Raw genomic sequence first — 23,079 nt, forward strand, 5'->3', positions numbered from 1 at the left:
CGCCTCAATCGCCGGCGAGGCTGGATTTGGCTGGACTCGGCCCGCAGGTGCCGCGCGGCGGTTGGCAAGCCGCACCCAAAGGTCTACGGCGGCCAAAATCAAGCCCCGCCGGCGATTGAGGCGCGGGGTCTGGGGCGGAGCCCCGGGAGCGGCGCCGCAGGGGCCCGAAACACCCGCACGCGATCGATAAGGCAGAGTGACACCGTGAACTGGGACGACGAGACCGACGCCGAGACCGAGCGCCTGGTGGCGGCGGCAGCCGACGGCGAGGACACCGCCGTCGAGGCGGCGCTGCGCCCCAAGGACCTCGGCGAGTTCGTCGGGCAGGAGAAGGTCCGCCAGCAGCTGGACCTCGTCCTGAAGGCGGCCCGCCAGCGCGGCGCCACCGCCGACCACGTCCTGCTCTCCGGCGCGCCCGGCCTCGGCAAGACCACGCTGTCGATGATCATCGCGGCCGAGATGGGCGCGCCCATCCGGATCACCTCCGGCCCCGCCATCCAGCACGCCGGCGACCTCGCCGCCATCCTCTCCTCCCTCCAGGAGGGCGAGGTGCTCTTCCTCGACGAGATCCACCGCATGTCCCGGCCCGCCGAGGAGATGCTGTACATGGCCATGGAGGACTTCCGCGTCGACGTGATCGTCGGCAAGGGCCCCGGCGCGACGGCCATCCCGCTGGAGCTGCCGCCCTTCACCCTCGTCGGGGCGACGACCCGCGCCGGGCTGCTGCCGCCCCCGCTCCGCGACCGGTTCGGGTTCACCGGGCACATGGAGTTCTACGCCCCCGAGGAGCTGGAGCGCGTCATCCACCGCTCCGCCCGCCTCCTCGACGTCGAGATCGACACCGCCGGCGCCGCCGAGATCGCCGGCCGCTCCCGCGGCACCCCGCGCATCGCCAACCGCCTGCTGCGCCGCGTCCGCGACTACGCGCAGGTCCGGGCCGACGGTGTGATCAACCGCGAGGTGGCCGGTACCGCCCTCCAGGTCTACGAGGTGGACGGGCGCGGGCTCGACCGGCTGGACCGGGCCGTGCTGGAGGCCCTGCTCAAGCTCTTCGGCGGCGGCCCCGTCGGACTGTCCACCCTCGCCGTCGCCGTCGGCGAGGAGCGGGAGACCGTGGAGGAGGTCGCGGAACCCTTCCTGGTCCGCGAGGGCCTGCTCGCGCGGACCCCCAGGGGGCGCGTCGCGACGCCCGCCGCATGGGCTCACCTGGGACTCGTACCGCCCCAGCAGCACGGGAGCGGATCAAGCGGACAACAGGGCTTGTTCGGGGCCTGACGGCGCGGAGGTTCGCGCCCTCAGGAACTGCGGTGCCATGCTGGGCGTTGTTCCATCGGTGCGGACTCGCCTAGACTCCGCCGATGCCGACCCTTCGGGTCGGCGTGCCCACCCCCGTAGAAAAGGCCGCCGTCCGCGTGCGGTCGTGCGAAGGAACTCCGTCCCGTGAGTCTCATGACACTCCTCCCGTTCATCGTGCTCATCGGCGCGATGTTCCTGATGACCCGCTCCGCCAAGAAGAAGCAGCAGGCGGCCGCGCAGATGCGCGACCACATGACGCCCGGTACCGGCGTCCGCACCATCGGCGGCATGTACGCCACGGTGAAGGAGATCGGCGACGACACCGTCACCCTTGAGGTGGCTCCTGGCGTCCACGCGATCTACGCGAAGAACGCCATCGGCGCCGTCCTGGAGGACGCGGAGTACAACCGCATCGTCCACGGCGTCACCGACGAGGCGGAGACCGACACGCCGGTCGTCCCCGACGACGCGTCCTCGCTGACCGAGGCCCCGAAGACGGACCTCACGAAGGACGAGGACGAGGCCCCCAAGCTCGACCTGGGCAAGAAGGACGAGCCCAAGGACGACGAGCCCAAGGACGACGAGCCCAAGGACGACGAGCCCAAGGACGGCAAGGCCGACGGCGAGGCCGGCGCGAAGTAGCGCGCGGTCGGGGACCGCGGGGCGCCTGACCGGCGGCTTCCGCGGTCCCTGCCAGTGACACTTCTGCGGGGGGCAGGGGTCCCCACCACACATTTCGTGGCCGTCCGCGCGCTGACCCGGCGCGGGGCGGTTGGACAGGGAGAAACGACAAGGTGGCAGCACCGAAGAAGGGCCGGCGGCCCACGGGGGCTCAGGGGAGGCCGGGGCGCGCCCTGGCGATCATCCTGATCGCGATGGTGGCGCTCACCGCGGGGATGTTCCTCTCCAAGCAGACGACTCCCCGGCTGGGCATCGACCTCGCAGGCGGCACGAGCATCACGCTCAAGGCCAAGAGCGAGCCCGGCAAGCCGAACGCGGTCAACGAGACCAACATGAACACGGCGATCGGGATCATCGAGCGCCGCGTCAACGGTCTCGGCGTCTCGGAGGCCGAGGTCCAGAAGCAGGGCACGGACCACATCATCGTGAACATCCCCAAGGGGATGAACGAGCAGCAGGCGCGCGAGCAGGTCGGCACCACCGCCCAGCTGTACTTCCGCCCGGTCCTCGCCTTCGCGGACGGCTCCCCGGCCGCCCCCGAGGGGACGCAGAGCCCGAGCCCCTCCGCGAGCGGCTCCGGCGCCCCCAAGGCCCCGGACGGCAAGACGCCGTCGGCAACCCCGTCGTCCAGCGCCACTTCCCAGGGCCGTGCGCTCAGTGAGGCCCTCAAGGCCCCGAACGCCCCCACTCCCACGCCTTCGGCGAGCGAGTCGAAGAAGGCAGACGACAGCAAGGCCGCCCCGTCCCCGTCGGCGTCCACGCCCCCGTCGGCCGACGAGGCCGCCGCGGCGGACCTGCAGGCCAAGTTCGCGGCGCTGAACTGCGCCGACGAGGCCCAGCGCGCCGCCGCCGCCAAGGGCGCCAAGCCCGAGGACCCGATGCTCGCCTGTGGCAAGCGCGGTGCCGCCTGGGGCAAGTGGGTCCTCGGCCCGGCCCAGGTCAACGGTCAGGACGTGAAGAACGCCAAGGGGATCATCGACCCCCAGCGCGGTGCCTGGATCGTCACGATGCAGTTCACCGACAAGGGCGCCGACAAGTTCGCCAAGATCACCGGTGAGCTGGCCACCAAGCAGATGCCGCAGAACCAGTTCGCCATCGTGCTCGACGGCGAGGTCATCTCCGACCCGTCCGTGAGCCAGGCGCTGACCGGCGGCAACGCCGAGATCTCCGGCGGCTTCACCCAGCAGTCCGCCCAGGACCTGGGCAACATGCTCTCGTACGGCGCCCTGCCGCTCTCCTTCAGCGAGGACAGCGTCACCACCGTCACCGCCGCGCTCGGCGGCGAGCAGCTGAAGGCCGGCCTGATCGCCGGCGCGATCGGTCTGCTCCTCGTCGTGATCTACCTGCTGGTGTACTACCGGGGCCTGGCGTTCATCGCCATCATCAGCCTCCTGGTCTCCGCGATCCTCACCTACACGATCATGGCGCTGCTCGGAAAGGGCATCGGCTTCGCGCTGAACCTGCCCGCCGTCTGCGGTGCGATCGTGGCGATCGGCATCACGGCGGACTCGTTCATCGTGTACTTCGAACGCATCCGCGACGAGATCCGCGAGGGCCGCACCCTGCGTCCGGCCGTCGAGCGCGCCTGGCCGCGCGCCCGCCGCACCATCCTGGTCTCCGACTTCGTGTCGTTCCTGGCCGCCGCGGTGCTGTTCATCGTCACCGTCGGCAAGGTGCAGGGCTTCGCCTTCACGCTGGGTCTGACCACCCTGCTCGACGTGGTCGTGGTGTTCCTGTTCACCAAGCCCGTGATGACGCTGCTGGCCCGGACGAAGTTCTTCTCCAGCGGTCACCCCTGGTCCGGCCTCGACCCGAAGCGGCTCGGCGCCAAGCCCCCGCTGCGCCGGTCCCGCCGCACCGGCTCCGCCCCCGTCCCCGTCGACGCAAAGGAGGCGTGAGAGATGTCGAAGCTGGGAGATCTCGGCGCCAAGCTGTACCGCGGTGAGGTCGGCTACGACTTCATCGGCAAGCGCTTCCTCTGGTACGGCGTTTCCATCCTGATCACCATCACGGCGATCGTGGCCCTGGCCGTTCAGGGCCTCAACATGGGCATCGAGTTCAAGGGCGGTGCCGTCTTCACCACCCCGAAGACGGCCGTCTCCATCGCCAAGGCGACCGAGGACGCGGAGAAGGCCTCGGGCCACGACGCGATCGTCCAGGAGCTCGGCACCGGCGGCCTGCGGATCCAGATCTCCGGTCTGGACACCGACGCCGCGGCCGACGTGAAGAAGCAGCTGGCCACGGACCTCAAGGTCACCGAGGCCGACATCAACGCGGACCTGGTCGGCCCCAGCTGGGGCGAGCAGATCGCGAACAAGGCCTGGACCGGCCTCGGCATCTTCATGGTCCTCGTGGTGATCTACCTCGCCATCGCCTTCGAGTGGCGGATGGCGGTCGCGGCACTGATCGCCCTGATCCACGACCTCACGATCACCGTCGGCGTGTACGCGCTCGTCGGCTTCGAGGTCACCCCGGGCACGGTCATCGGTCTGCTGACGATCCTCGGTTACTCCCTCTACGACACCGTCGTCGTCTTCGACGGTCTCAAGGAGGGCTCGAAGGACATCACCAAGCAGACCCGCTGGACGTACAGCGAGATCGCCAACCGCAGCATCAACGGCACCCTGGTCCGCTCGATCAACACCACCGTCGTGGCGCTGCTCCCGGTCGGGGCCCTGCTGTTCATCGGCGGCGGCTTCCTGGGCGCCGGCATGCTGAACGACATCTCGCTGTCGCTGTTCGTCGGCCTCGCGGCCGGTGCGTACTCCTCGATCTTCATCGCGACCCCGCTGGTCGTCGACCTGAAGGAGCGCGAGCCGGCGATGAAGGCGCTGAAGAAGCGGGTGCTCGCGAAGCGGGCGGCCGCGGCGGCGAAGGGGGAGTCCCCGGACGACGGCCACGAGGCCGGCGCCGAGGACGAGCCGCAGGTCGTGGCGCAGGGCAGGCCGGGGCGGCGCCGGTGAGCGGGCCGCTGACCGAGGACGTACGGGCGCTGCTGCTCAGCCGGATCAAGGACGTACCGGACTACCCGAAGCCGGGCGTGATGTTCAAGGACATCACCCCGCTGCTGGCGGACCCGAAGGCGTTCGCCGCGCTGACGGACGCGCTGGTGGAGCTGGCCGGGCGGTACGGCGCGACGAAGATCGTCGGGCTGGAGGCGCGGGGGTTCATCCTCGCGGCTCCGGTGGCCGTACAGGCCGGCATCGGCTTCGTGCCGGTGCGGAAGGCCGGGAAGCTGCCGGGGGCGACCCTGGCGCAGTCCTACGAGCTGGAGTACGGCACCGCGGAGATCGAGGTCCACGCGGAGGACCTGTCGGCCGGTGACCGGGTCATGGTCATCGACGACGTCCTGGCCACCGGTGGCACCGCCGAAGCGTCGCTCTCGCTCATCCGGCGGGCCGGGGCCGAGGTCGCCGGGGTGGCGGTCCTGATGGAGCTGTCGTTCCTCCCGGGCCGCGCCAAGCTGGGCGCGGCGCTGGGCGAGGCCCCTCTGGACGCGCTGATCGTGGTCTGACGTTCGCTTGCCGAGCGGCGGGTATCCGGGTTCCCCCGGGTGCCCGCCGCTTTCGTCATTCCAGCCCCGCCGGCGTTTGAGGCGCGGGGTCCGGGGCGGAGCCCCGGCAGTGGACCGGTGGTGGATGCCCAACGCGTGGGCTCGGGGAACGAGGGGGCGGAAGGCTCGCTACGATGGGTTATCCGGACCGGAACACGGGCACCGGATCCGCTGAGGAGCGCTCTTGCCAGACGAGGTCCAGCCACTCTCCGCCGCGCAGCCCGACCCGCAGGCCGAGCCGGCCGCGGCGCCCGCCGCCACGCCCCCGCCCGCCCCGCCGGTCAAGCCCGTGCCGGTGAAGTCGGCCGGGTCGTCCAACCGGGTGCGGGCCCGTCTCGCCCGTCTCGGCGTACAGCGCTCCAACCCGTACAACCCGGTACTGGAGCCCCTCCTCCGCATAGTCCGCAGCAACGACCCGAAGATCGAGACGTCGACGCTGCGCCAGCTGGAGCAGGCCTACCAGGTCGCCGAGCGCTGGCACCGCGGCCAGAAGCGCAAGAGCGGCGACCCGTACATCACCCACCCACTCGCGGTGACCACCATCCTCGCCGAGCTCGGCATGGACCCCGCCACCCTGATGGCCGGTCTGCTGCACGACACCGTCGAGGACACCGAGTACGGCCTGGAAGACCTGCGCCGCGACTTCGGCGACGCCGTGGCCCTCCTCGTCGACGGCGTCACCAAGCTCGACCGGGTCAAGTTCGGCGAGGCCGCCCAGGCCGAGACCGTCCGCAAGATGGTCGTGGCCATGGCCAAGGACCCGCGCGTCCTGGTCATCAAGCTCGCCGACCGCCTGCACAACATGCGCACCATGCGCTACCTCAAGCGGGAGAAGCAGGAGAAGAAGGCCCGCGAGACCCTCGAGATCTACGCCCCGCTGGCACACCGCCTGGGCATGAACACGATCAAGTGGGAGCTCGAAGACCTCGCCTTCGCGATCCTCTACCCGAAGATGTACGACGAGATCGTCCGCCTGGTCGCCGAGCGGGCGCCCAAGCGCGACGAGTACCTCGCCGTCGTCACCGACGAGGTGCAGGTCGACCTGCGGGCCGCCCGGATCAAGGCCACGGTCACCGGCAGACCCAAGCACTACTACAGCGTCTACCAGAAGATGATCGTCCGCGGCCGTGACTTCGCGGAGATCTACGACCTGGTGGGCATCCGCGTCCTCGTCGACACCGTACGGGACTGCTACGCCGCCCTCGGCACCGTGCACGCGCGCTGGAACCCGGTCCCCGGCCGGTTCAAGGACTACATCGCGATGCCGAAGTTCAACATGTACCAGTCGCTCCACACGACGGTCATCGGGCCCAGCGGCAAGCCGGTCGAGCTGCAGATCCGCACCTTCGACATGCACCGCCGCGCCGAGTACGGCATCGCCGCCCACTGGAAGTACAAGCAGCAGACCGTCGCCGGCACCTCCAAGGTCCGCACCGACGTGCCGCAGGCCGCCAAGGGCAGCGCCGGCCAGGACACCGTCAACGACATGGCCTGGCTGCGGCAGCTGCTCGACTGGCAGAAGGAGACCGAGGACCCGGGCGAGTTCCTCGACTCGCTGCGCTTCGACCTCTCCCGCAACGAGGTCTTCGTCTTCACGCCCAAGGGCGACGTCATAGCGCTGCCCGCCGGCGCCACCCCCGTCGACTTCGCGTACGCCGTCCACACCGAGGTCGGCCACCGGACCATAGGGGCCAGGGTCAACGGCCGCCTCGTCCCGCTGGAGTCCACCCTCGACAACGGCGACCTCGTCGAGGTCTTCACCTCCAAGGCCGAGGGCGCGGGCCCGTCCCGCGACTGGCTCGGCTTCGTCAAGTCCCCGCGGGCCCGCAACAAGATCCGCGCCTGGTTCTCCAAGGAGCGCCGCGACGAGGCCATCGAGCACGGCAAGGACGCCATCGCGCGGGCCATGCGCAAGCAGAACCTGCCGATCCAGCGCATCCTCACCGGCGACTCGCTCGTCACCCTCGCCCACGAGATGCGCTACCCCGACATCTCCTCCCTGTACGCGGCGATCGGCGAGGGCCACGTGGCCGCGCAGGGCGTCGTACAGAAGCTGGTGCAGGCCCTCGGCGGCGAGGAGGCGGCCAACGAGGACATCGAGGAGAGCATTCCGCCGGCGCGCGCCCGCAGCAAGCGGCGCGCCAACGCCGACCCGGGCGTGGTCGTCAAGGGCGTCGACGACGTGTGGGTCAAGCTGGCCCGCTGCTGCACCCCGGTACCGGGCGACCCGATCATCGGATTCGTCACCCGGGGCAGCGGCGTATCGGTTCACCGCGCGGACTGCGTCAACGTCGACTCGCTCTCCCAGCAGCCCGAACGGATGCTGGAGGTCGAATGGGCGCCCACCCAGTCCTCGGTCTTCCTCGTCGCCATCCAGGTCGAGGCCCTGGACCGGTCCCGGCTGCTGTCGGACGTCACCCGGGTCCTGTCGGACCAGCACGTCAACATCCTCTCGGCGGCCGTACAGACCTCCCGCGACCGGGTGGCCACCTCGCGCTTCACCTTCGAGATGGGCGACCCCAAGCACCTGGGTCACGTCCTGAAGGCCGTTCGGGGTGTGGAGGGCGTCTACGACGTCTACCGTGTGACTTCTGCAAGGAGGCCCTGACCGAGGCCTGACCGCCGCTCTCTGACGCCACCCCGGGGGGATCACGTGGCCGCCGTCTTTCCGCGCGGGCTCGCTCCGCGCTTCGAACCCGTACGGCTGGTCGGCCAGGGTGGCATGGGCGCCGTCTTCGAGGCCGAGGACACGAAGCTGCAGCGGCGCGTCGCCGTCAAGGTCCTGACGGCCTACGGAACCGTCAGCGAGCCGGCGGCCAGGCGCTTCGAGAGCGAGGCCCGCGCCCTCGGCCGCATCACCCACCCCAACGTGGTCAGCGTGTACGACACGGGCATCGACGAGGGCACGCCCTGGCTCACGATGGAGTTCCTGGACGGATCGGACGTCTCCGAACTCGTCGGATCCGGCGGCGCGCTGTCCGTGGGCGAGGCCTGCCGGATCGCCGCCGACACCCTGGCCGGCCTGGGCGCCGCGCACCACAGCGGGGTGCTCCACCGCGACGTGAAGCCCGCCAACATCCGGGTCACCGCGAACGGCCGGGTGGTCCTCTACGACTTCGGACTGGCCAGGCTGACCGGCGAGGTCGCCCACACCAGTGCCAGCGATCTGCTCGGAACCCCCCAGTACATGGCCCCGGAACGCATCAGGGGCCAGCTGCCCGAGCCCGCCTCCGACGTCTACGGGGTCGGCGCCTGCCTCTACTTCATGCTGACCGGCGCCTCCCCGTTCGGTGAGGCACACCACGTGGACGTGCTGCTCAACCAGATCATCCGCGAGGGAATGCCCTCGCTGCGCGACAGCCCGGCGGCGGTACCCGCCGGGCTCGCGCACGCGGTGGACACCCTCAGCGCGCGGGACGTGACGGCCCGCACCCCCAGCGCCGCCGCCGCGGAGGCCATGATCCGGCCCTGGGCGGACGAAGAGGACGTCACGCTGAACCACGACGCCGCCAAACTGCACCTCCGCCCCCTGGACAACCACGCCGCCGGCCGGGACGCCGGAACCCTGGACGACCACCCTTCCGTGCCGCCCGTTCCGACGTACCCGCCCACGCCGTGGAGCCTCGACGACGATGCGGGGGAGGAACCCGAGTACGACTGGGGCCAGGTCGACGTCCTGCCCGCTCAGGACCGCGCGCGCCGGACCGACCACGTCAATCTCAGCCAGAGCACCCGCCGCCTGGTACGCAGCCGGATGACCGAGCAGACCGCGCTGTCCCGGCAGCGCGAGGCGGTCGGTCTGATCCAGCGCGGGAACCTGCGGGAGGCCGTGGACCTGCTCAGCGGACTCGACGCGTTCTGCGCGGAGACGCTGGGCCCGGCCCATCCGACCACGCTCGCCTGCCAGTACTGGCAGGCAGTGTGCCTGGCCCGGCTGGGCAAGGCACCACAGGCGCTGGAGCTGTTCGCCCGCGTCAGCGCACACCACGGACAGGGGAGGGGCACAGAACATGCATGAGTACGCATTACAGGTGGACCCGCACAGGGCGGGGCAGGGCCCGGAGACCGAACTGCGGTCCCTGCTGCTCTGGCTGACGGAGGACGAGTCGCTCCGCCGCGGCGTACGCGGACGGATCCGCAGCGGCGAGCCGGCCCAGGCAGAGGACGGCACGCCCATGGGCTCGCCCGGCTTCGACCTCCTCCAACTGGCCGTCGGCAGCGGCCTGTCCACCGGATCGCTGGTGTTCGCCGTGCTCCAGTGGCAGGCGTCGCGCCGCCGGCCTCCCGCACTCACCGTGCGCCGGGGCCCGTACGAGATCACTCTCACCGGGGACGAGGCCGGCGACGCCGAAGGCCTGCGGCGCATCGTCGCGGCGCTGGAGAATGGAAGCGGGGACTCGGACGGGGCCGATGACGGGACTGCCTGACCCGGCGGCCTCGCGGGCGGTCCTCATCGGCAGCGCAGGCTACCGGCACCTGGCCGCGCTCCCGTCCGTCGAGGCCAACGTGAAGGACCTCGCCGCCGAGCTGTGCGACGCGACGATCTGGGGACTCCCCGAGCAGAACTGCACGCTCGTCCTCGACCCCCAGCACCCCGCCGAGGTGCTCGACCCGGTCAACCGCGCGGGGGAGGAGGCCGCCGACACGCTGCTGGTCTACTACGCCGGGCACGGCATGCGGGACGCGGCGACGGCCGACCTCTACCTCGCCCTCCAGGGCTCCCGCGAGCACGTGGGCTACACCGCCGTCGCCTACCAGCACCTGCGGGCCGCCCTGCGGGACTCGTCCGCCCGGCGCAAAGTGGTGGTCCTCGACTGCTGCTTCAGCGGCCGGGCCGCCAGCACCCTCGCCGGCGAGGAGGACGCGCTGGCCGCCCAGGCCGCGGTCGAGGGCGCGTACGTCCTCACCGCCTCCCCGCGCGACGCCGTGGCCCTGGCCCCCTACGGCGAACGGCACACCGCCTTCACCGGCGAACTGCTGACCATCCTGCGCGACGGGATCCACGACGGACCCGAACTGATCGACCTGGACACCCTGTGCCGCACCATGGAGGCCCGGCTGCGCGGCAAGAACCGTCCGCTTCCGCAGCACGCCCAGGAAATGGGCGTCGGCCGCCTGAAGCTCGTACGCAACCGGGCGCGCGCCGTGCGCGGCACCCCGGCCGGACCCGTCCTGGCCGCGGACATCCGCTCCGCCATGGTCGTCGCCGGTCTCGGCCTCGCCCGGACCCTGCGCTCCGCGGGCCGCACCCGCGACGCCCTGCCCGTGCTGCGCCTCGCACTCCAGGAACGGGCGCCCGACGGCGAGGGAGACCCGCTCGCCGTACAGCTCGAACTCTCCGACATGCTGGAGGAGACCGGACAGACCCGCGAGGCCATGGAGGTGCTGGAGCAGGCCTTCCAGCAGGTGCACCGGTTCTACGGGCCCGAAGCCGTGCAGGTGTGCCGCCGCCTGGCCTCGCTGCTCCAGGAGTCCGGCAACCACATCCAGGCGTGCGAGGTGCTCGAACACGCCCTGGACCTGCTCCAGGACGGCAGCCGGGCCCTCCCGTGACCACCTGAACACGGAGAACACGGAGAACACGGAAGAGCCCCGGTACGGAAACCCGTACCGGGGCTGCTCCGGAGTGCCGTGGCCGTCAGCCGCCGAACTCCTCCAGGCCCTTCAGCGCCTGGTCCAGCAGGGCCTGGCGGCCCTCCAGCTCACGCGCCAGCTTGTCGGCCTTGGCGTTGTTGCCCGCCGCGCGCGCCGCGTCGATCTGCTCGCGCAGCTTGTCGACCGCCGCCTGGAGCTGGCCCGTCAGACCGGCCGCACGCGCCCGCGCCTCCGGGTTCGTACGGCGCCACTCGCCCTCCTCGGCCTCCTGGATGGCCCGCTCCACCGTGTGCATCCGGCCCTCGACCTTCGGCCGGGCGTCCCGCGGCACGTGGCCGATGGCCTCCCAGCGCTCGTTGAGGGAGCGGAACGCGGCACGGGCCGCCTTCAGGTCCGTGATCGGGACGAGCTTCTCGGCCTCGTCGGCCAGCTCCTCCTTCAGCTTCAGGTTCTCCACCTGCTCGGCGTCGCGCTCCGCGAAGACCTCGCTGCGGGCCGCGAAGAACACGTCCTGCGCACCGCGGAAACGGTTCCACAGGTCGTCCTCGGACTCGCGCTGCGCCCGGCCCGCCGCCTTCCAGTCCGCCATCAGCTCGCGGTAGCGGGCGGCCGTCGGACCCCAGTCGGTCGACTTCGACAGCGACTCGGCCTCCGCGACCAGCTTCTCCTTCACCTTGCGGGCGTCCTCGCGCTGCGCGTCCAGCGAGGCGAAGTGCGCCTTGCGGCGCTTGGAGAAGGCCGAGCGGGCGTGCGAGAAGCGGTGCCACAGCTCGTCGTCCGACTTGCGGTCCAGCCGGGGCAGACCCTTCCAGATGTCCACCAGGGCACGCAGCCGCTCACCGGCGCTGCGCCACTGGTCGCTCTGCGCCAGCTGCTCGGCCTCGACGACCAGCGCGTCCTTGGCCGCACGGGCCTCGTCCGTCTGCTTGGCCTTCTGGACCTTGCGCTCCTCGCGCCGCGACTCCACGGTCTCGACCAGCTTGTCCAGCCGCACGCGCAGGGCGTCGAGGTCGCCCACCGCATGGTGCTCCTCCACCTGCGTGCGCAGGTGGTCGATGGCCGTCTGCGCGTCCTTGGCGGACAGATCAGTGGTCCGCACCCGCTTTTCGAGGAGGCCGATCTCGACCACCAGGCCCTCGTACTTGCGCTCGAAATAGGCCAGGGCCTCCTCAGGGGTGCCCGCCTGCCACGAGCCGACGACCTTCTCGCCATCGGCAGTACGCACGTACACGGTGCCCGTCTCGTCGACTCGGCCCCACGGGTCGCTGCTCACAGCGCCTCCTCCACCTGATGCCTGCGAGGGGTTCACCCCCTGGGCATCGTCCACAGTTTCCTGGGGCGGGCAGCGCCCGCCCTGCACAACGCCAACATAGGCGACCGCCGGGCCGGCTGTCCGCATCCCGCACGACGGAATATCGGCGTACGGGCGGGAGGCCGGCCGTGACCGGGGCCGCCGCGCCTCCCCGTCAGTTCTGGGTGACGGTGCCCTTCTCGATCTTGACCTCGGTCTTCGGGGCCCCGTCCTGGCCGCCGTCGGCCGGACCGGCCTTGGCGACCTCCTCCAGGACCTTCAGGCCGGCCGCGTCGATCTTGCCGAACGGCGTGTACGAGGGCGGCAGCGGGCTGTCCTTGTAGACGAGGAAGAACTGGCTTCCGCCCGATCCGGGCTGGCCGGTGTTGGCCATCGCCACGGTGCCCGCCGGGTAGACGACCTGACCCTGCTCGTTCGGCTTGCCCAGCGAGTCCAGGTTCTCGTCCGGGATGGTGTAGCCGGGGCCGCCCATGCCGGTGCCCTGGGGGTCGCCGCACTGGAGCACGAAGATCCCGCCCGACGTCAGCCGGTGGCACTTGGTGTTGTCGAAGAAGCCCTTGTCGGCGAGCGACTTGAAGGAGTTCACCGTCTGCGGGGTCTTCGCCGCGTCCATCGCGAAGTTGATGTCGCCCGCGGTGGTCTTCAGGGCGAAGGTGTACTTCGCCTTCTGGTCGATCGCCATCTCGGGAGACGGGGACTGCTTGGGGGTCGGCGAGGCCGACGGGTTCGCGGCCGGGTCCGCCGCCTGGTCCTTCTTGTCCTTGTCGAAGACGCCGCCCACGATGAGGCCGACCAGCGTCGCGACGACCACGGCCACCGCCGCGCCGATCACCGCCGCCCGCCTGCGCGCCTTCTGCCGGGCCTCGGCCCGGCGCTGCTGCTGGCGTTCGTACTTCTCCCTGGCGAGCTGTCGCCGCCGCTGATCGCTCGTGACCACCGGGTCGTCTCCTTGTGCGTGTCTGGTACCGCTGTCCGGGCTGGGTTAGGCCGTACCGTATATGGGTTCGCTGTGTAATGAGCGGCGCCGGTAGGCTCTGAGCAGCAGCATTCCGATCTGCACCCTCCCGCCGGACGACGATTGAGGACGAACGTGCTGATTGCCGGGTTCCCCGCAGGGGCTTGGGGCACCAACTGTTACGTGGTCGCCCCCGCCGCCGGCGAGGAGTGCGTCATCATCGACCCGGGCCACCAGGCCACCCAGGGTGTCGAGGAGACGCTGAAGAAGCATCGGCTCAAGCCCGTCGCGGTCGTGCTGACCCATGGCCACATCGATCATGTGGCCTCGGTCGTCCCGGTGTGCGGAGCACACGACGTACCGGCCTGGATCCACCCCGAGGACCGCTTCATGATGAGCGACCCGGAGAAGGCCCTCGGCCGCTCCATCGGGATGCCGCTCATGGGCGAGCTGACCGTGGGGGAGCCGGACGACGTCCGCGAGCTGACCGACGGCGCCGCGCTGAAACTGGCCGGAATGGACTTCTCCGTGGCGCACGCGCCGGGGCATACCAGGGGGTCGGTGACCTTCAGGATGCCCGAGCTGGCCGACATCCCGCCGGTCTTCTTCTCGGGCGACCTGCTCTTCGCCGGCTCCATCGGACGCACCGACCTGCCCGGCGGCTCCCACGCCGAGATCCTCGAGTCGCTGGCCCGCGTGTGCCTGCCGCTCGACGACTCGACCGTGGTGCTGTCCGGCCACGGTCCCCAGACCACCATCGGCCGCGAGCGCGTGACCAACCCGTACTTGCGGGAGGTCGCCGCCGGCCTGGCAGCGGACCCGACCGCCGCTCCACGACGAGGAATGTGACGAGAGTTTCGTGGCTACTTTTCAGGCCCCCAAGGGCACGTACGACCTGATCCCGCCGGTATCCGTGAAGTACCTGGCGGTACGTGAGGCCATCGCGGCCCCGCTTCGGAATTCCGGCTACGGCTACATCGAGACGCCCGGCTTCGAGGACGTGGGCCTCTTCGCCCGAGGCGTGGGCGAGTCCACCGACATCGTCTCCAAGGAGATGTACGCCTTCGAGACCAAGGGCGGCGACCAGCTGGCCCTGCGCCCCGAGGGCACGGCCTCCGTGCTGCGCGCGGCGCTGGAGGCGAGCCTCCACAAGAAGGGCAACCTGCCCGTCAAGCTCTGGTACTCGGGCTCGTACTACCGCTACGAGAAGCCGCAGGCGGGCCGCTACCGCCACTTCTCGCAGGTCGGTGCCGAGGCCATCGGCGCCGAGGACCCGGCGCTGGACGCCGAGCTGATCATCCTGGCCGACCAGGCGTACCGCTCGCTGGGCCTGCGCAACTTCCGGATCCTGCTGAACTCGCTCGGCGACAAGGAGTGCCGCCCGGTGTACCGGGAAGCGCTCCAGGACTTCCTGGGCGGGCTGGACCTCGACGAGGAGACCGTCCGCCGTGCCGAGATCAACCCGCTGCGCGTGCTCGACGACAAGCGGACCGACGTGCAGAAGCAGCTGGTCGGTGCACCGATGCTGCGGGACTACCTGTGCGACGCGTGCAAGGCGTACCACGAGGAGGTGCGGGCGCTGGTGACGGCGGCCGGCGTGGCCTTCGAGGACGACGAGAAGCTGGTGCGCGGCCTGGACTACTACACCCGGACCACCTTCGAGTTCGTGCACGACGGTCTGGGATCGCAGTCCGCGGTCGGCGGCGGCGGCCGCTACGACGGCCTGTCCGAGATGATCGGCGGACCGGCGCTGCCGTCGGTGGGCTGGGCGCTGGGTGTGGACCGTACGGTGCTCGCGCTCCAGGCCGAGGGCGTCGAACTCGACATCCCGGCGTCGACGTCGGTGTTCGCGGTGGCCCTGGGCGAGGCCAAGCCGGTGCTGTTCGGGCTGGTGACGCAGCTGCGCAAGGCGGGAGTCGCGGCGGACATGTCGTACGGCGGCAAGGGCCTCAAGGGCGCCATGAAGGACGCGAACCGTAGCGGTGCGCGCTTCGCGATCGTCGCGGGAGACCGGGACTTGGCCGACGGCGTGGTGCAGCTGAAGGACATGGAGTCCGGCGAGCAGGCCGCCGTGCCGGTGGCCGAGCTGGTCGCCACGGTCCAGGCCCGCCTGGCCTGAGGCCACAGCACGTGAGGGGCGGGGGAGTTCATCCCCCGCCCCTTCCTTATCTCCATCGAACGGTCGCCACACAGCTCGGTACGGCACAATGGCCCCTGCTTGACGACCTTGTAGATGTGGAGCGGGCGGGATGACGACACGAGGCACGGACGCGGACACCGCCCCGAGGACGATCGGGGGCAGCCGCGCGCTGGCCCTGCTGCTGGTGATCACCGGGGCCGCGGGACTGCTCGCCGCCTGGGTGATCACGCTCGACAAGTTCAAGCTGCTGGAGGACCCGAACTTCACCCCGGGCTGCAGCCTGAACCCGATCGTCTCCTGCGGCAACATCATGAAGAGCGACCAGGCGGCCGCCTTCGGCTTCCCGAACCCCATGCTGGGGCTGGTCGCCTACGGGATCGTGATCTGCGTCGGCATGAGCCTGCTGGCCGGGGCCCGGTTCCGCCGCTGGTACTGGCTGACCCTGAACGCGGGCACCCTCTTCGGCGTCGGGTTCTGCGCCTGGCTGACGTACCAGTCGCTGTACAACATCAACTCGCTGTGCCTGTGGTGCTGCCTGGCCTGGGTCGCCACGATCCTGATGTTCTGGTACGTCACCTCGCACAACGTGCGCGAGGGCCTGCTGCCCGCTCCGGCCTGGCTCAAGGGCTTCCTCGACGAGTTCACCTGGGTGCTGCCGGTGCTGCACATCGGGATCATCGGGATGCTGATCCTGACGCGCTGGTGGGACTTCTGGACCTCGTAGGGGCGGCGGGCACTGTCGGTGGGCTCGCATAGGCTTCCGGTGTGGAACCAGACCTGTTCACCGCCGCTGCCGAAGACCGCCGGGAGAAGGACCCCGCGAGCTCCCCGCTCGCCGTCCGGATGCGCCCGCGCACCCTGGACGAGGTGGTCGGACAGCAGCACCTGCTGAAGCCGGGTTCGCCGCTGCGGCGACTGGTGGGCGAGGGGGCCGGGGGACCGGCCGGCGCCTCGTCGGTGATCCTCTGGGGGCCGCCGGGCATCGGAAAGACCACCCTCGCCTACGTGGTCAGCCAGGCCACGCAGAAGCGCTTCGTGGAGCTGTCGGCCATCACGGCGGGCGTCAAAGAGGTACGGGCGGTCATCGAGGGCGCCAAGCGGGCGGCCGGCGGCTACGGCAAGGACACCGTCCTCTTCCTCGACGAGATCCACCGCTTCAGCAAGGCGCAGCAGGACTCGCTGCTCCCGGCCGTCGAGAACCGCTGGGTCACGCTGATCGCGGCGACCACGGAGAACCCGTACTTCTCGATCATCTCCCCGCTGCTGTCGCGCTCCCTGCTGCTGACGCTGGAGCCGCTGACCGACGAGGACCTGAGCGCGCTGATGCGGCGGGCGCTGACGGAGGAGCGGGGCCTCGGCGGCGCCGTGACCCTGCCGGCGGACGCGGAGGCGCACCTGCTGCGGATCGCCGGCGGCGACGCGCGGCGGGCGCTGACGGCGCTGGAGGCGGGGGCCGGATCGGCCATCGCCAAGGGCGAGGACGAGATCACCCTCCAGACGGTGGAGGAGGCGGTCGACCGGGCGGCGGTCAAGTACGACCGGGACGGCGACCAGCACTACGACGTGGCGAGCGCGCTGATCAAGTCGATCCGCGGCTCGGACGTGGACGCGGCACTGCACTACCTGGCCCGGATGATCGAGGCCGGGGAGGACCCCCGGTTCATCGCGCGGCGCCTGATGATCTCGGCGAGCGAGGACATCGGCCTGGCGGACCCCACGGCCCTGCCGCTCGCGGTGGCCGCGGCCCAGGCGGTGGCGATGATCGGCTTCCCCGAGGCGGCGCTGACCCTTTCGCACGCCACGATCGCCCTGGCGCTGGCCCCGAAGTCGAACACGGCGACGACCGCGATCGGTGCGGCGCTGGCCGATGTCCGGGCGGGACTGGCGGGGTCGGTGCCGGCGCACCTGCGGGACGGGCACTACAAGGGGGCGAAGAAGCTGGGGCACGCGGTGGGGTACGTGTACCCGCACGACGTGCCGGGGGCGATCGCCGCCCAGCAGTACGCGCCGGACGAGGTCCACGGCAAGCGGTACTACGAGCCGACGCGCTACGGAGCGGAGGCCCGCTACGCGGATGTGGTGGAAAAGGTCCGGGAACGCCTCCGGGGCGCCGGCTCCTGATCAGCCCCGCCGGCGTTTGAGGCGCGGGCGCGGAGCGCCGTGTAGTGAGCCGCGCCGGCGATTGAGGCGGGAACGGGCGAAGGGTGGGTAGGGGACCGCTCCGCGCAGCGGCGCCGTGTCGGCGGCGCCGGGCGAGGGGGCCGGGCCTAGGCTCCCCGCATGGGACGCCGGGCTCTGTTCACCGTCGCCGCGGCAGCGCTGCTGGCCAGCGGGTGCCATCACGGCGACGCCGAAAGGGCGCAGGCCGGCGCAGCGCAGCTGGTCGCGCAGGTGCCGCTCGCCGGCGCCGGGTTTCCGCCGGACGCCGCCACCGCCAAGGCCCGGCTGGCCACGCTCAAGGTCGAGTGGGGCAAGAACTGGGAGACGTACAAGCGGGAGAACTTCGGCCGGTACTGGTCCGACGAGACCGACGGCGTCGGCGGGCGCAACGGCTGTGACACCCGCGACGACGTGCTGCGCCGGGACCTGAAGGAGCTCCGCGAAGGGGACCGGAACCCGTGCGTCGTGCTCTCCGGGGTGCTGCACGACCCGTACACGGGCAAGGAGCTCCCCTACACGTACCGGCGCGCCTCGCAGATCCAGACCGACCACGTCGTCGCGCTCGGCGCCGCCTGGCGGGGCGGCGCGTACGCGTGGACCCCGCAGCGCAGGCTGGAGTACGCGAACGACCTCGACGTGCTGCTCGCCGTGGACAAGCAGACCAACTACGACAAGGGCAGCAAGACAGCGGACAAGTGGAAGCCGCCGGTGAAGGGCTACTGGTGCGAGTACGCGCGCCGCTACACCGGGATCAAGGCCAAGTACCGGCTGTCCGTCACGGCCCCGGAGAAGCTCGCGCTCCAGGACATGCTCGCCACCTGCGGCTAGCTGCTAGGGCCTGTCGTCAAACTCCTGTCTGCCTCGCGGCGTCTGGCACGCACTCTCGCCGCACCGGGCGAAAGCCCAAGTACGTCCAGTACGCGGGCTTCCGCCCGGCGCGCCGAGAGCACGCACCAGACGCCGCGAGGCCGCCCTTCGGGCGACGACAGGAGTTTGACGACAGGCCCTAGTGGCCCGCCGCCGCGAACAGGGTGTGCATCGCGCGGCGCAGCCCGCAGATGTCCGCCACCGGCTCCGGGAAGTCGAAGCGGGCGTCGAAGGAGCCGGGCGCGCCGCCGCTGAAGCGGACGCGCAGGCCCAGCCGGTCCAGGGCGAGCGGGACGGCCGTCATGCCGTCGGCCTCGCGGGGGCCCAGCAGACCGCACAGTTCGCCGATCCGGTCGCCGTGGGCGGCGTGCAGGTGCTGGAGCAGTTCCGTCTCGTGCGCGACCATCGGGTCCGGCTCGGCCGCGGCCAGGTCCTCGGGGTCCACGTGCTCCGCGCCCCACAGGTCGTCCACCGAGATCTCGCCGACCTCCAGGCGCAGCAGCCGCCAGCGGGCGTCGCTCAGCCCCAGCAGTTCGCCCACCGGATGGCGCTCGGCCAGCAGCGCCGCGCAGGCCGCGCGCTCGTCCCCGCGGACCGCCGTCAGCCACCCGGCGAGCCACGCGCGGCCTCGGATACGATGGGCCACGGACACCGGCGCCACATCCGTGATCTCGATCACGGCGGTGAGGTCGTCGTCCTGGGCGTAAGCGGCTGCCCTGGCAGCCGCGGATTCCCCTGATACCAGGAGAATCACGTCCCCGTCCGGGGTGACGGTCCGTGCGGCCGGCATCCCTGTCCCGAACTCTCCCTGGTCACGAGCACCTGGCAGCGTGAGGGATACTGAGGCGTTGGACTCTACGAGGGTTCGTACGCGTTCGGCTCCGGTGAGCTGCCGAACGCCTTCCCTGGGACGCGGCTGACCTTGCCTACCGTCGTCGAAAGCAGATCCTGTTTCGTTTGGATCTGAACTTCGACGCGCACTGGGCAGGGGGATCCCATGTGGTCGAGACATTACGTCCTCCTCGCTAAGGTAAGCCTCACCTAACTTACATGGAGGTAGGTTCCACGTGAACCAGAAGCGACCCAAGGTCAAGAAGTCGCGTGCCCTCGGCATTGCGCTGACCCCGAAGGCCGTCAAGTACTTCGAGGCCCGCCCCTACCCGCCGGGCGAGCACGGCCGTGGCCGCAAGCAGAACTCGGACTACAAGGTTCGTCTGCTGGAGAAGCAGCGTCTGCGCGCTCAGTACGACATCTCTGAGCGTCAGATGGCCCGCGCGTACGACCGCGCCAAGAAGGCCGAAGGCAAGACGGGCGAGGCGCTTGTCGTCGAGCTCGAGCGTCGCCTCGACGCCCTGGTTCTGCGTTCGGGCATCGCCCGCACCATCTACCAGGCCCGCCAGATGGTCGTTCACGGCCACATCGAGGTCAACGGTGGCAAGGTCGACAAGCCGTCGTTCCGTGTCCGCCCGGACGACGTCATCACGGTGCGCGAGCGCAGCCGCGAGAAGGTTCCGTTCCAGGTTGCCCGTGAGGGTGGCTACGCAGGCGAGGGCGAGACCCCGCGCTACCTGCAGGTCAACCTGAAGGCCCTGGCCTTCCGCCTGGACCGCGACCCGAACCGCAAGGAAATCCCGGTCATCTGCGACGAGCAGCTCGTCGTCGAGTACTACGCCCGCTGATCTTCCGGCAGGCGTAGCCCTCACAGGCTGGTCGGAAACCCGCCGTCCCCTTCGGGGGGCGGCGGGTTTCCGCGTTCCCGGACCGCGGTTACGCGGGATCCGGCTGGTCCGCCGCCGCCGTGCTGCGCGCGGACCGGGAGCCGCGCGCCCCGCCCCGCCCCGCCGGGCGCGGAACGGGAGCCGCCCCGCGCTGCGCGCGCACCACCAGCGCCTCCCGGCTCAGCTCCCGCCCCTCGGCCGCGTACGCCGCGTACCGCTCGGCGCCCAGCACCTCGCCCGCCTGCTCCTGGCACATCAGCCGCGGCGCGTTGAAGTACCCCGAGCCGAACAGCTGGAGCCCCACCCCGCCCCACATCGGCTCCGCCGCGCCCTGGAGCACCGCCGCCTCGGCCGGATCGCCCTCCACGACCGTGACCAGCGCGAGCAGCTCCAGCGCGAGGACCAGCCCCACCAGATCGTGGAAGGCGTGGTTGATCGCCACGCACTCCGTCAGCAGCCGCCGCGCCCGCTCCGTGTCCCCGGCGTCCAGCGCCCCGTACGCGAGGACGTACAGCGCGTACGCCTTCGTCCAGCGCTCCCCGCGCTCCTCGCAGATCTCCCGGACCTCCTCGCACAGGGTCCGCGCGCCCGCCGGCTCGCCCTGGAAGGCCAGCGCCATCGCCAGCTCCACCTGGCACATGAGCACATTGCTGTTCAGCTCCCCGGCCTCCCGGTACCCGCCGAGGGCCGAGCCCAGCAGCTCCCCGGCCCGCGCCATGTCGTCCGAGACCAGGGCCAGACAGCCCAGCCGGTGCACGGCGTAGGCCGCGGCCACCCGGTTCCCGCTCGCCGCGGCCCCGTCCCGGCACTCGTACAGGGCGCGCATCGAAGCCACCGCGTCCCCCTGGAGGGCGGCGACGTAGCCCAGCACCCACAGCGCCTTCAGCCGCGAGTCCTCGTACCCGGCCGCCCCCTGGTCCGCGGCCTCCAGGGCCCGGTCCAGCCAGTGCCGGCCCTCGGTGAGCCGGCCGCAGCCCGCCCAGTAGAACCACAGCGTGCCCGCCAGGTACTGGCCCAGGTGGACCTCGTCCGGCTCGTCCAGACAGCACTCCAGGGCGAGCCGCAGATTCGGCAGCTCCGCCTCCACCAGCGCGGCGACCTCCTCCTGCCGCGGGCTGAACCACTCCAGCTCGCACCAGGTCGCCAGGCCCACGTACCAGTCCCGGTGCCGGCGCCGCAGCCGCTCCGCGTCGCCCGTGGACTCCAGCCACCCCGCCCCGTACACCCGTACGGTCTCCAGCATCCGGTAGCGCACCCCGGCCGCGGTCTCCTCCCGGACCAGCAGGGACTGGGCCAGGAGCTCCCCGACCAGGTCCAGCACCTCCGCCACCGGCAGACCGGGCCCCGCGCACACGTACTCGGCGGCGTCGAGGTCGAACTGTCCGGCGAACACCGACAGCCGCGCCCACAGCAGCCGCTCCGCCGCCGTGCACAGCTCGTGGCTCCAGCCGATCGCCGTCCGCAGCGCCCGATGCCGGGGGAGCGCCCCGCGCGCCCCGCCCGTCAGCAGCGCGAAGCGGTCCTCCAGCCGGGCCAGCAGCTGGTCGGGGGAGAGCGCCCGCAGCCGACCCGCCGCCAGCTCCAGGGCCAGCGGGATCCCGTCGAGGCGGGCGCACAGCTCGACCAGCGCCGCCCGGTTCGCGTCCGTCACCGCGAAGGACGGGTCGGCGGCGGTCGCCCGGGCCGCCAGCAGGGCCAGCGCCTCCTCCGGGACCGGCGGGGCCAGCGGAAAGGTCAGCTCCCCGTCCAGGTCCAGGGGACGCCGGCCGGCGGCGAGCACCCGCAGCCCGGGGGAGCGGCGCAGCAGCTCCCGCACCAGCTCGGCGGTCTCCTCGACCAGCTGCTCGAAGCCGTCCAGCACCAGGAGCAGCCGACGACCCGCCAGATGCTCCGCCAGCACCGTCCGCGGCGGCCGGGTGGTGTGATCGGTCAGCCCGAACGCCTCCGCGAGCGCCAGCTCCAGCAGGGCCGGATCGCGTACGGTCGCCAGCTCGGCCAGCCACATGCCGTCGCAGTAGCGTTCCTGCGCCCGCTCCGCGGCCGCCCGGGCCGCCGCGAGCACCAGCCGGGACTTGCCCACTCCGCCCACGCCGGTCACCGTGACCAGCCGGGAGGACTCCAGGAGCCGCCCCAGCCCGGCCAGTTCGGCACCCCGCCCGACGAACCCGCCCAGCTCCGAGGGAAGATTGCCGCAGGCGGTGTAAGGAAGGCGTCTCTGGCGCATGGGACACGGAGGGTACTGCTCCGGAAGCGCTGCGTACAAGGCGATCACATCGGTCCCGGAATTCCGGTACGGCCGGGGATCTCCGGCGCGATAGGGTCGGAGGACGAATCTTCCGTGCAGTTCAAGTGCAGACAGAGAGCGGTGTGACGTGTCCGGTGGAGAGGTGGCCGGGATCCTCGTGGCCGTCTTCTGGGCCATCCTGGTCTCCTTCCTCGCCGTCGTGATGGTGAGGCTGGCCCAGGTGCTCAAGGCGACCACCAAGCTGGTGGCCGATGTGACCGACCAGGCCGTTCCCCTGCTCGCCGAGGCCTCCACGACCGTCCGCTCCGCGCGCACCCAGCTCGACCGGGTCGACGCCATCGCGAGCGATGTCCAGGAGGTCACCTCCAACGCCTCCGCGCTCTCCTCCACCGTGGCCTCCACCTTCGGGGGACCGCTGGTCAAGGTCGCGGCCTTCGGCTACGGCGTACGCAAGGCGCTGGGCAAGGCCGACGAGGTGCCCGCGAAGACAACCCGACGTAGCGTGATCGTCGGCCGTACGGTGCCGGCGGCCAGGCGCCGGAAGCAGAAGGGCTGAG

20 protein-coding genes are annotated in these 23,079 nt (G+C 71.2%); 16 read left to right on the forward strand and 4 right to left on the reverse strand.

The annotated features are described in order from the left end of the window. Positions 1 to 204 precede the first annotated feature (204 nt). The 9 genes from ruvB to ACFWBN_RS34940 all read left to right on the forward strand — a co-directional run bounded on the left by ruvB (position 205) and on the right by ACFWBN_RS34940 (position 11,083). Positions 205 to 1,275 (forward strand): Holliday junction branch migration DNA helicase RuvB, encoded by a 1,071-nt coding sequence (gene ruvB / locus ACFWBN_RS34900; protein ID WP_385184157.1) that lies wholly within the window; start codon positions 205 to 207, stop codon positions 1,273 to 1,275. A 165-nt stretch (positions 1,276 to 1,440) separates the two neighbouring features. Beyond that, positions 1,441 to 1,938, forward strand: coding sequence for a preprotein translocase subunit YajC (yajC, locus tag ACFWBN_RS34905; RefSeq protein ID WP_385184159.1), 498 nt, complete (start codon positions 1,441 to 1,443; stop codon positions 1,936 to 1,938). A 152-nt stretch (positions 1,939 to 2,090) separates the two neighbouring features. Further along, on the forward strand, positions 2,091 to 3,875 hold the full coding sequence (secD, locus tag ACFWBN_RS34910) for a protein translocase subunit SecD (protein ID WP_385184162.1): 1,785 nt from the start codon (positions 2,091 to 2,093) through the stop codon (positions 3,873 to 3,875). A gap of 3 nt (positions 3,876 to 3,878) precedes the next feature. Then, entirely contained in the window at positions 3,879 to 4,940 is a 1,062-nt protein-coding gene (gene secF / locus ACFWBN_RS34915) for a protein translocase subunit SecF (RefSeq protein WP_385184165.1), read from the forward strand. An 8-nt stretch (positions 4,941 to 4,948) separates the two neighbouring features. Next, a complete protein-coding gene (locus ACFWBN_RS34920; RefSeq protein ID WP_385184236.1) occupies positions 4,949 to 5,491 on the forward strand; it encodes an adenine phosphoribosyltransferase in 543 nt (180 codons plus the stop codon). Between the two features lie 223 nt (positions 5,492 to 5,714). Continuing rightward, on the forward strand, positions 5,715 to 8,138 hold the full coding sequence (locus ACFWBN_RS34925; RefSeq protein ID WP_385184168.1) for a RelA/SpoT family protein: 2,424 nt from the start codon (positions 5,715 to 5,717) through the stop codon (positions 8,136 to 8,138). A 45-nt stretch (positions 8,139 to 8,183) separates the two neighbouring features. After that, entirely contained in the window at positions 8,184 to 9,548 is a 1,365-nt protein-coding gene (locus tag ACFWBN_RS34930) for a protein kinase (RefSeq protein WP_385184171.1), read from the forward strand. Continuing rightward, entirely contained in the window at positions 9,541 to 9,957 is a 417-nt protein-coding gene (locus ACFWBN_RS34935) for a hypothetical protein (protein WP_385184174.1), read from the forward strand. The genes ACFWBN_RS34930 and ACFWBN_RS34935 overlap by 8 nt, the downstream gene beginning before the upstream one ends. Further along, complete coding sequence (locus ACFWBN_RS34940) at positions 9,941 to 11,083, forward strand: caspase family protein (protein WP_385184178.1); 1,143 nt, start codon at positions 9,941 to 9,943, stop codon at positions 11,081 to 11,083. The genes ACFWBN_RS34935 and ACFWBN_RS34940 overlap by 17 nt, the downstream gene beginning before the upstream one ends. Positions 11,084 to 11,168: 85 nt before the next feature. On the opposite strand, the gene ACFWBN_RS34945 is transcribed toward ACFWBN_RS34940, so the two are convergent. Then, entirely contained in the window at positions 11,169 to 12,398 is a 1,230-nt protein-coding gene (locus ACFWBN_RS34945) for a DUF349 domain-containing protein (protein WP_385184182.1), read from the reverse strand. A gap of 193 nt (positions 12,399 to 12,591) precedes the next feature. Then, positions 12,592 to 13,374, reverse strand: coding sequence for a peptidylprolyl isomerase (locus tag ACFWBN_RS34950; RefSeq protein ID WP_385184185.1), 783 nt, complete (start codon positions 13,372 to 13,374; stop codon positions 12,592 to 12,594). Positions 13,375 to 13,527: 153 nt separating this feature from the next. Here ACFWBN_RS34950 and ACFWBN_RS34955 point away from each other — a divergent pair, with 153 nt between their 5' ends. The 5 genes from ACFWBN_RS34955 to ACFWBN_RS34975 all read left to right on the forward strand — a co-directional run bounded on the left by ACFWBN_RS34955 (position 13,528) and on the right by ACFWBN_RS34975 (position 18,520). After that, on the forward strand, positions 13,528 to 14,241 hold the full coding sequence (locus ACFWBN_RS34955; RefSeq protein WP_385184188.1) for an MBL fold metallo-hydrolase: 714 nt from the start codon (positions 13,528 to 13,530) through the stop codon (positions 14,239 to 14,241). Between the two features lie 10 nt (positions 14,242 to 14,251). Continuing rightward, a complete protein-coding gene (gene hisS / locus ACFWBN_RS34960; protein WP_385184191.1) occupies positions 14,252 to 15,511 on the forward strand; it encodes a histidine--tRNA ligase in 1,260 nt (419 codons plus the stop codon). 130 nt (positions 15,512 to 15,641) lie between these two features. Continuing rightward, positions 15,642 to 16,256 carry a vitamin K epoxide reductase family protein gene (locus ACFWBN_RS34965; protein WP_385184194.1) on the forward strand — a complete coding sequence of 205 codons (615 nt, stop codon included), beginning with the start codon at positions 15,642 to 15,644 and terminating at the stop codon, positions 16,254 to 16,256. Positions 16,257 to 16,297: 41 nt separating this feature from the next. Continuing rightward, positions 16,298 to 17,653, forward strand: a complete 1,356-nt coding sequence (locus ACFWBN_RS34970; RefSeq protein ID WP_385184197.1) for a replication-associated recombination protein A — start codon at positions 16,298 to 16,300, stop codon at positions 17,651 to 17,653. Between the two features lie 159 nt (positions 17,654 to 17,812). Beyond that, entirely contained in the window at positions 17,813 to 18,520 is a 708-nt protein-coding gene (locus ACFWBN_RS34975) for an HNH endonuclease family protein (RefSeq protein ID WP_385184200.1), read from the forward strand. A gap of 178 nt (positions 18,521 to 18,698) precedes the next feature. Here the strand turns inward: ACFWBN_RS34975 and ACFWBN_RS34980 are convergent, their stop codons facing one another. Beyond that, positions 18,699 to 19,349 (reverse strand): DUF2470 domain-containing protein, encoded by a 651-nt coding sequence (locus tag ACFWBN_RS34980; RefSeq protein ID WP_385184203.1) that lies wholly within the window; start codon positions 19,347 to 19,349, stop codon positions 18,699 to 18,701. A gap of 277 nt (positions 19,350 to 19,626) precedes the next feature. On the opposite strand from ACFWBN_RS34980, the gene rpsD reads away from it, so the two are divergent. Further along, a complete protein-coding gene (rpsD, locus tag ACFWBN_RS34985; protein ID WP_030294564.1) occupies positions 19,627 to 20,238 on the forward strand; it encodes a 30S ribosomal protein S4 in 612 nt (203 codons plus the stop codon). Between the two features lie 88 nt (positions 20,239 to 20,326). Here rpsD and ACFWBN_RS34990 read toward each other — a convergent pair whose 3' ends face one another. Continuing rightward, positions 20,327 to 22,501, reverse strand: a complete 2,175-nt coding sequence (locus ACFWBN_RS34990) for an ATP-binding protein (protein WP_385184207.1) — start codon at positions 22,499 to 22,501, stop codon at positions 20,327 to 20,329. 148 nt (positions 22,502 to 22,649) lie between these two features. Here ACFWBN_RS34990 and ACFWBN_RS34995 point away from each other — a divergent pair, with 148 nt between their 5' ends. Further along, positions 22,650 to 23,078, forward strand: a complete 429-nt coding sequence (locus ACFWBN_RS34995; RefSeq protein WP_385184210.1) for a DUF948 domain-containing protein — start codon at positions 22,650 to 22,652, stop codon at positions 23,076 to 23,078. The last annotated feature ends 1 nt before the right edge of the window (position 23,079 follow it).

It is taken from the genome of Streptomyces sp. NPDC059989 (genome assembly GCF_042736975.1).
GTDB lineage: Bacteria > Actinomycetota > Actinomycetes > Streptomycetales > Streptomycetaceae > Streptomyces.

Bases quoted from the DNA above. Each gene is read 5' to 3' on its own strand.
- secF (WP_385184165.1), top strand. From the start codon at position 3,879: ATGTCGAAGCTGGGAGATCTCGGCGCCAAGCTGTACCGCGGTGAGGTC.
- ACFWBN_RS34935 (WP_385184174.1), top strand. From the start codon at position 9,541: ATGCATGAGTACGCATTACAGGTGGACCCGCACAGGGCGGGGCAGGGC.
- ACFWBN_RS34940 (WP_385184178.1), top strand. From the start codon at position 9,941: ATGACGGGACTGCCTGACCCGGCGGCCTCGCGGGCGGTCCTCATCGGC.
- ACFWBN_RS34965 (WP_385184194.1), top strand. From the start codon at position 15,642: ATGACGACACGAGGCACGGACGCGGACACCGCCCCGAGGACGATCGGG.
- ACFWBN_RS34975 (WP_385184200.1), top strand. From the start codon at position 17,813: ATGGGACGCCGGGCTCTGTTCACCGTCGCCGCGGCAGCGCTGCTGGCC.
- ACFWBN_RS34980 (WP_385184203.1), bottom strand. From the start codon at position 19,349: ATGCCGGCCGCACGGACCGTCACCCCGGACGGGGACGTGATTCTCCTG.
- ACFWBN_RS34990 (WP_385184207.1), bottom strand. From the start codon at position 22,501: ATGCGCCAGAGACGCCTTCCTTACACCGCCTGCGGCAATCTTCCCTCG.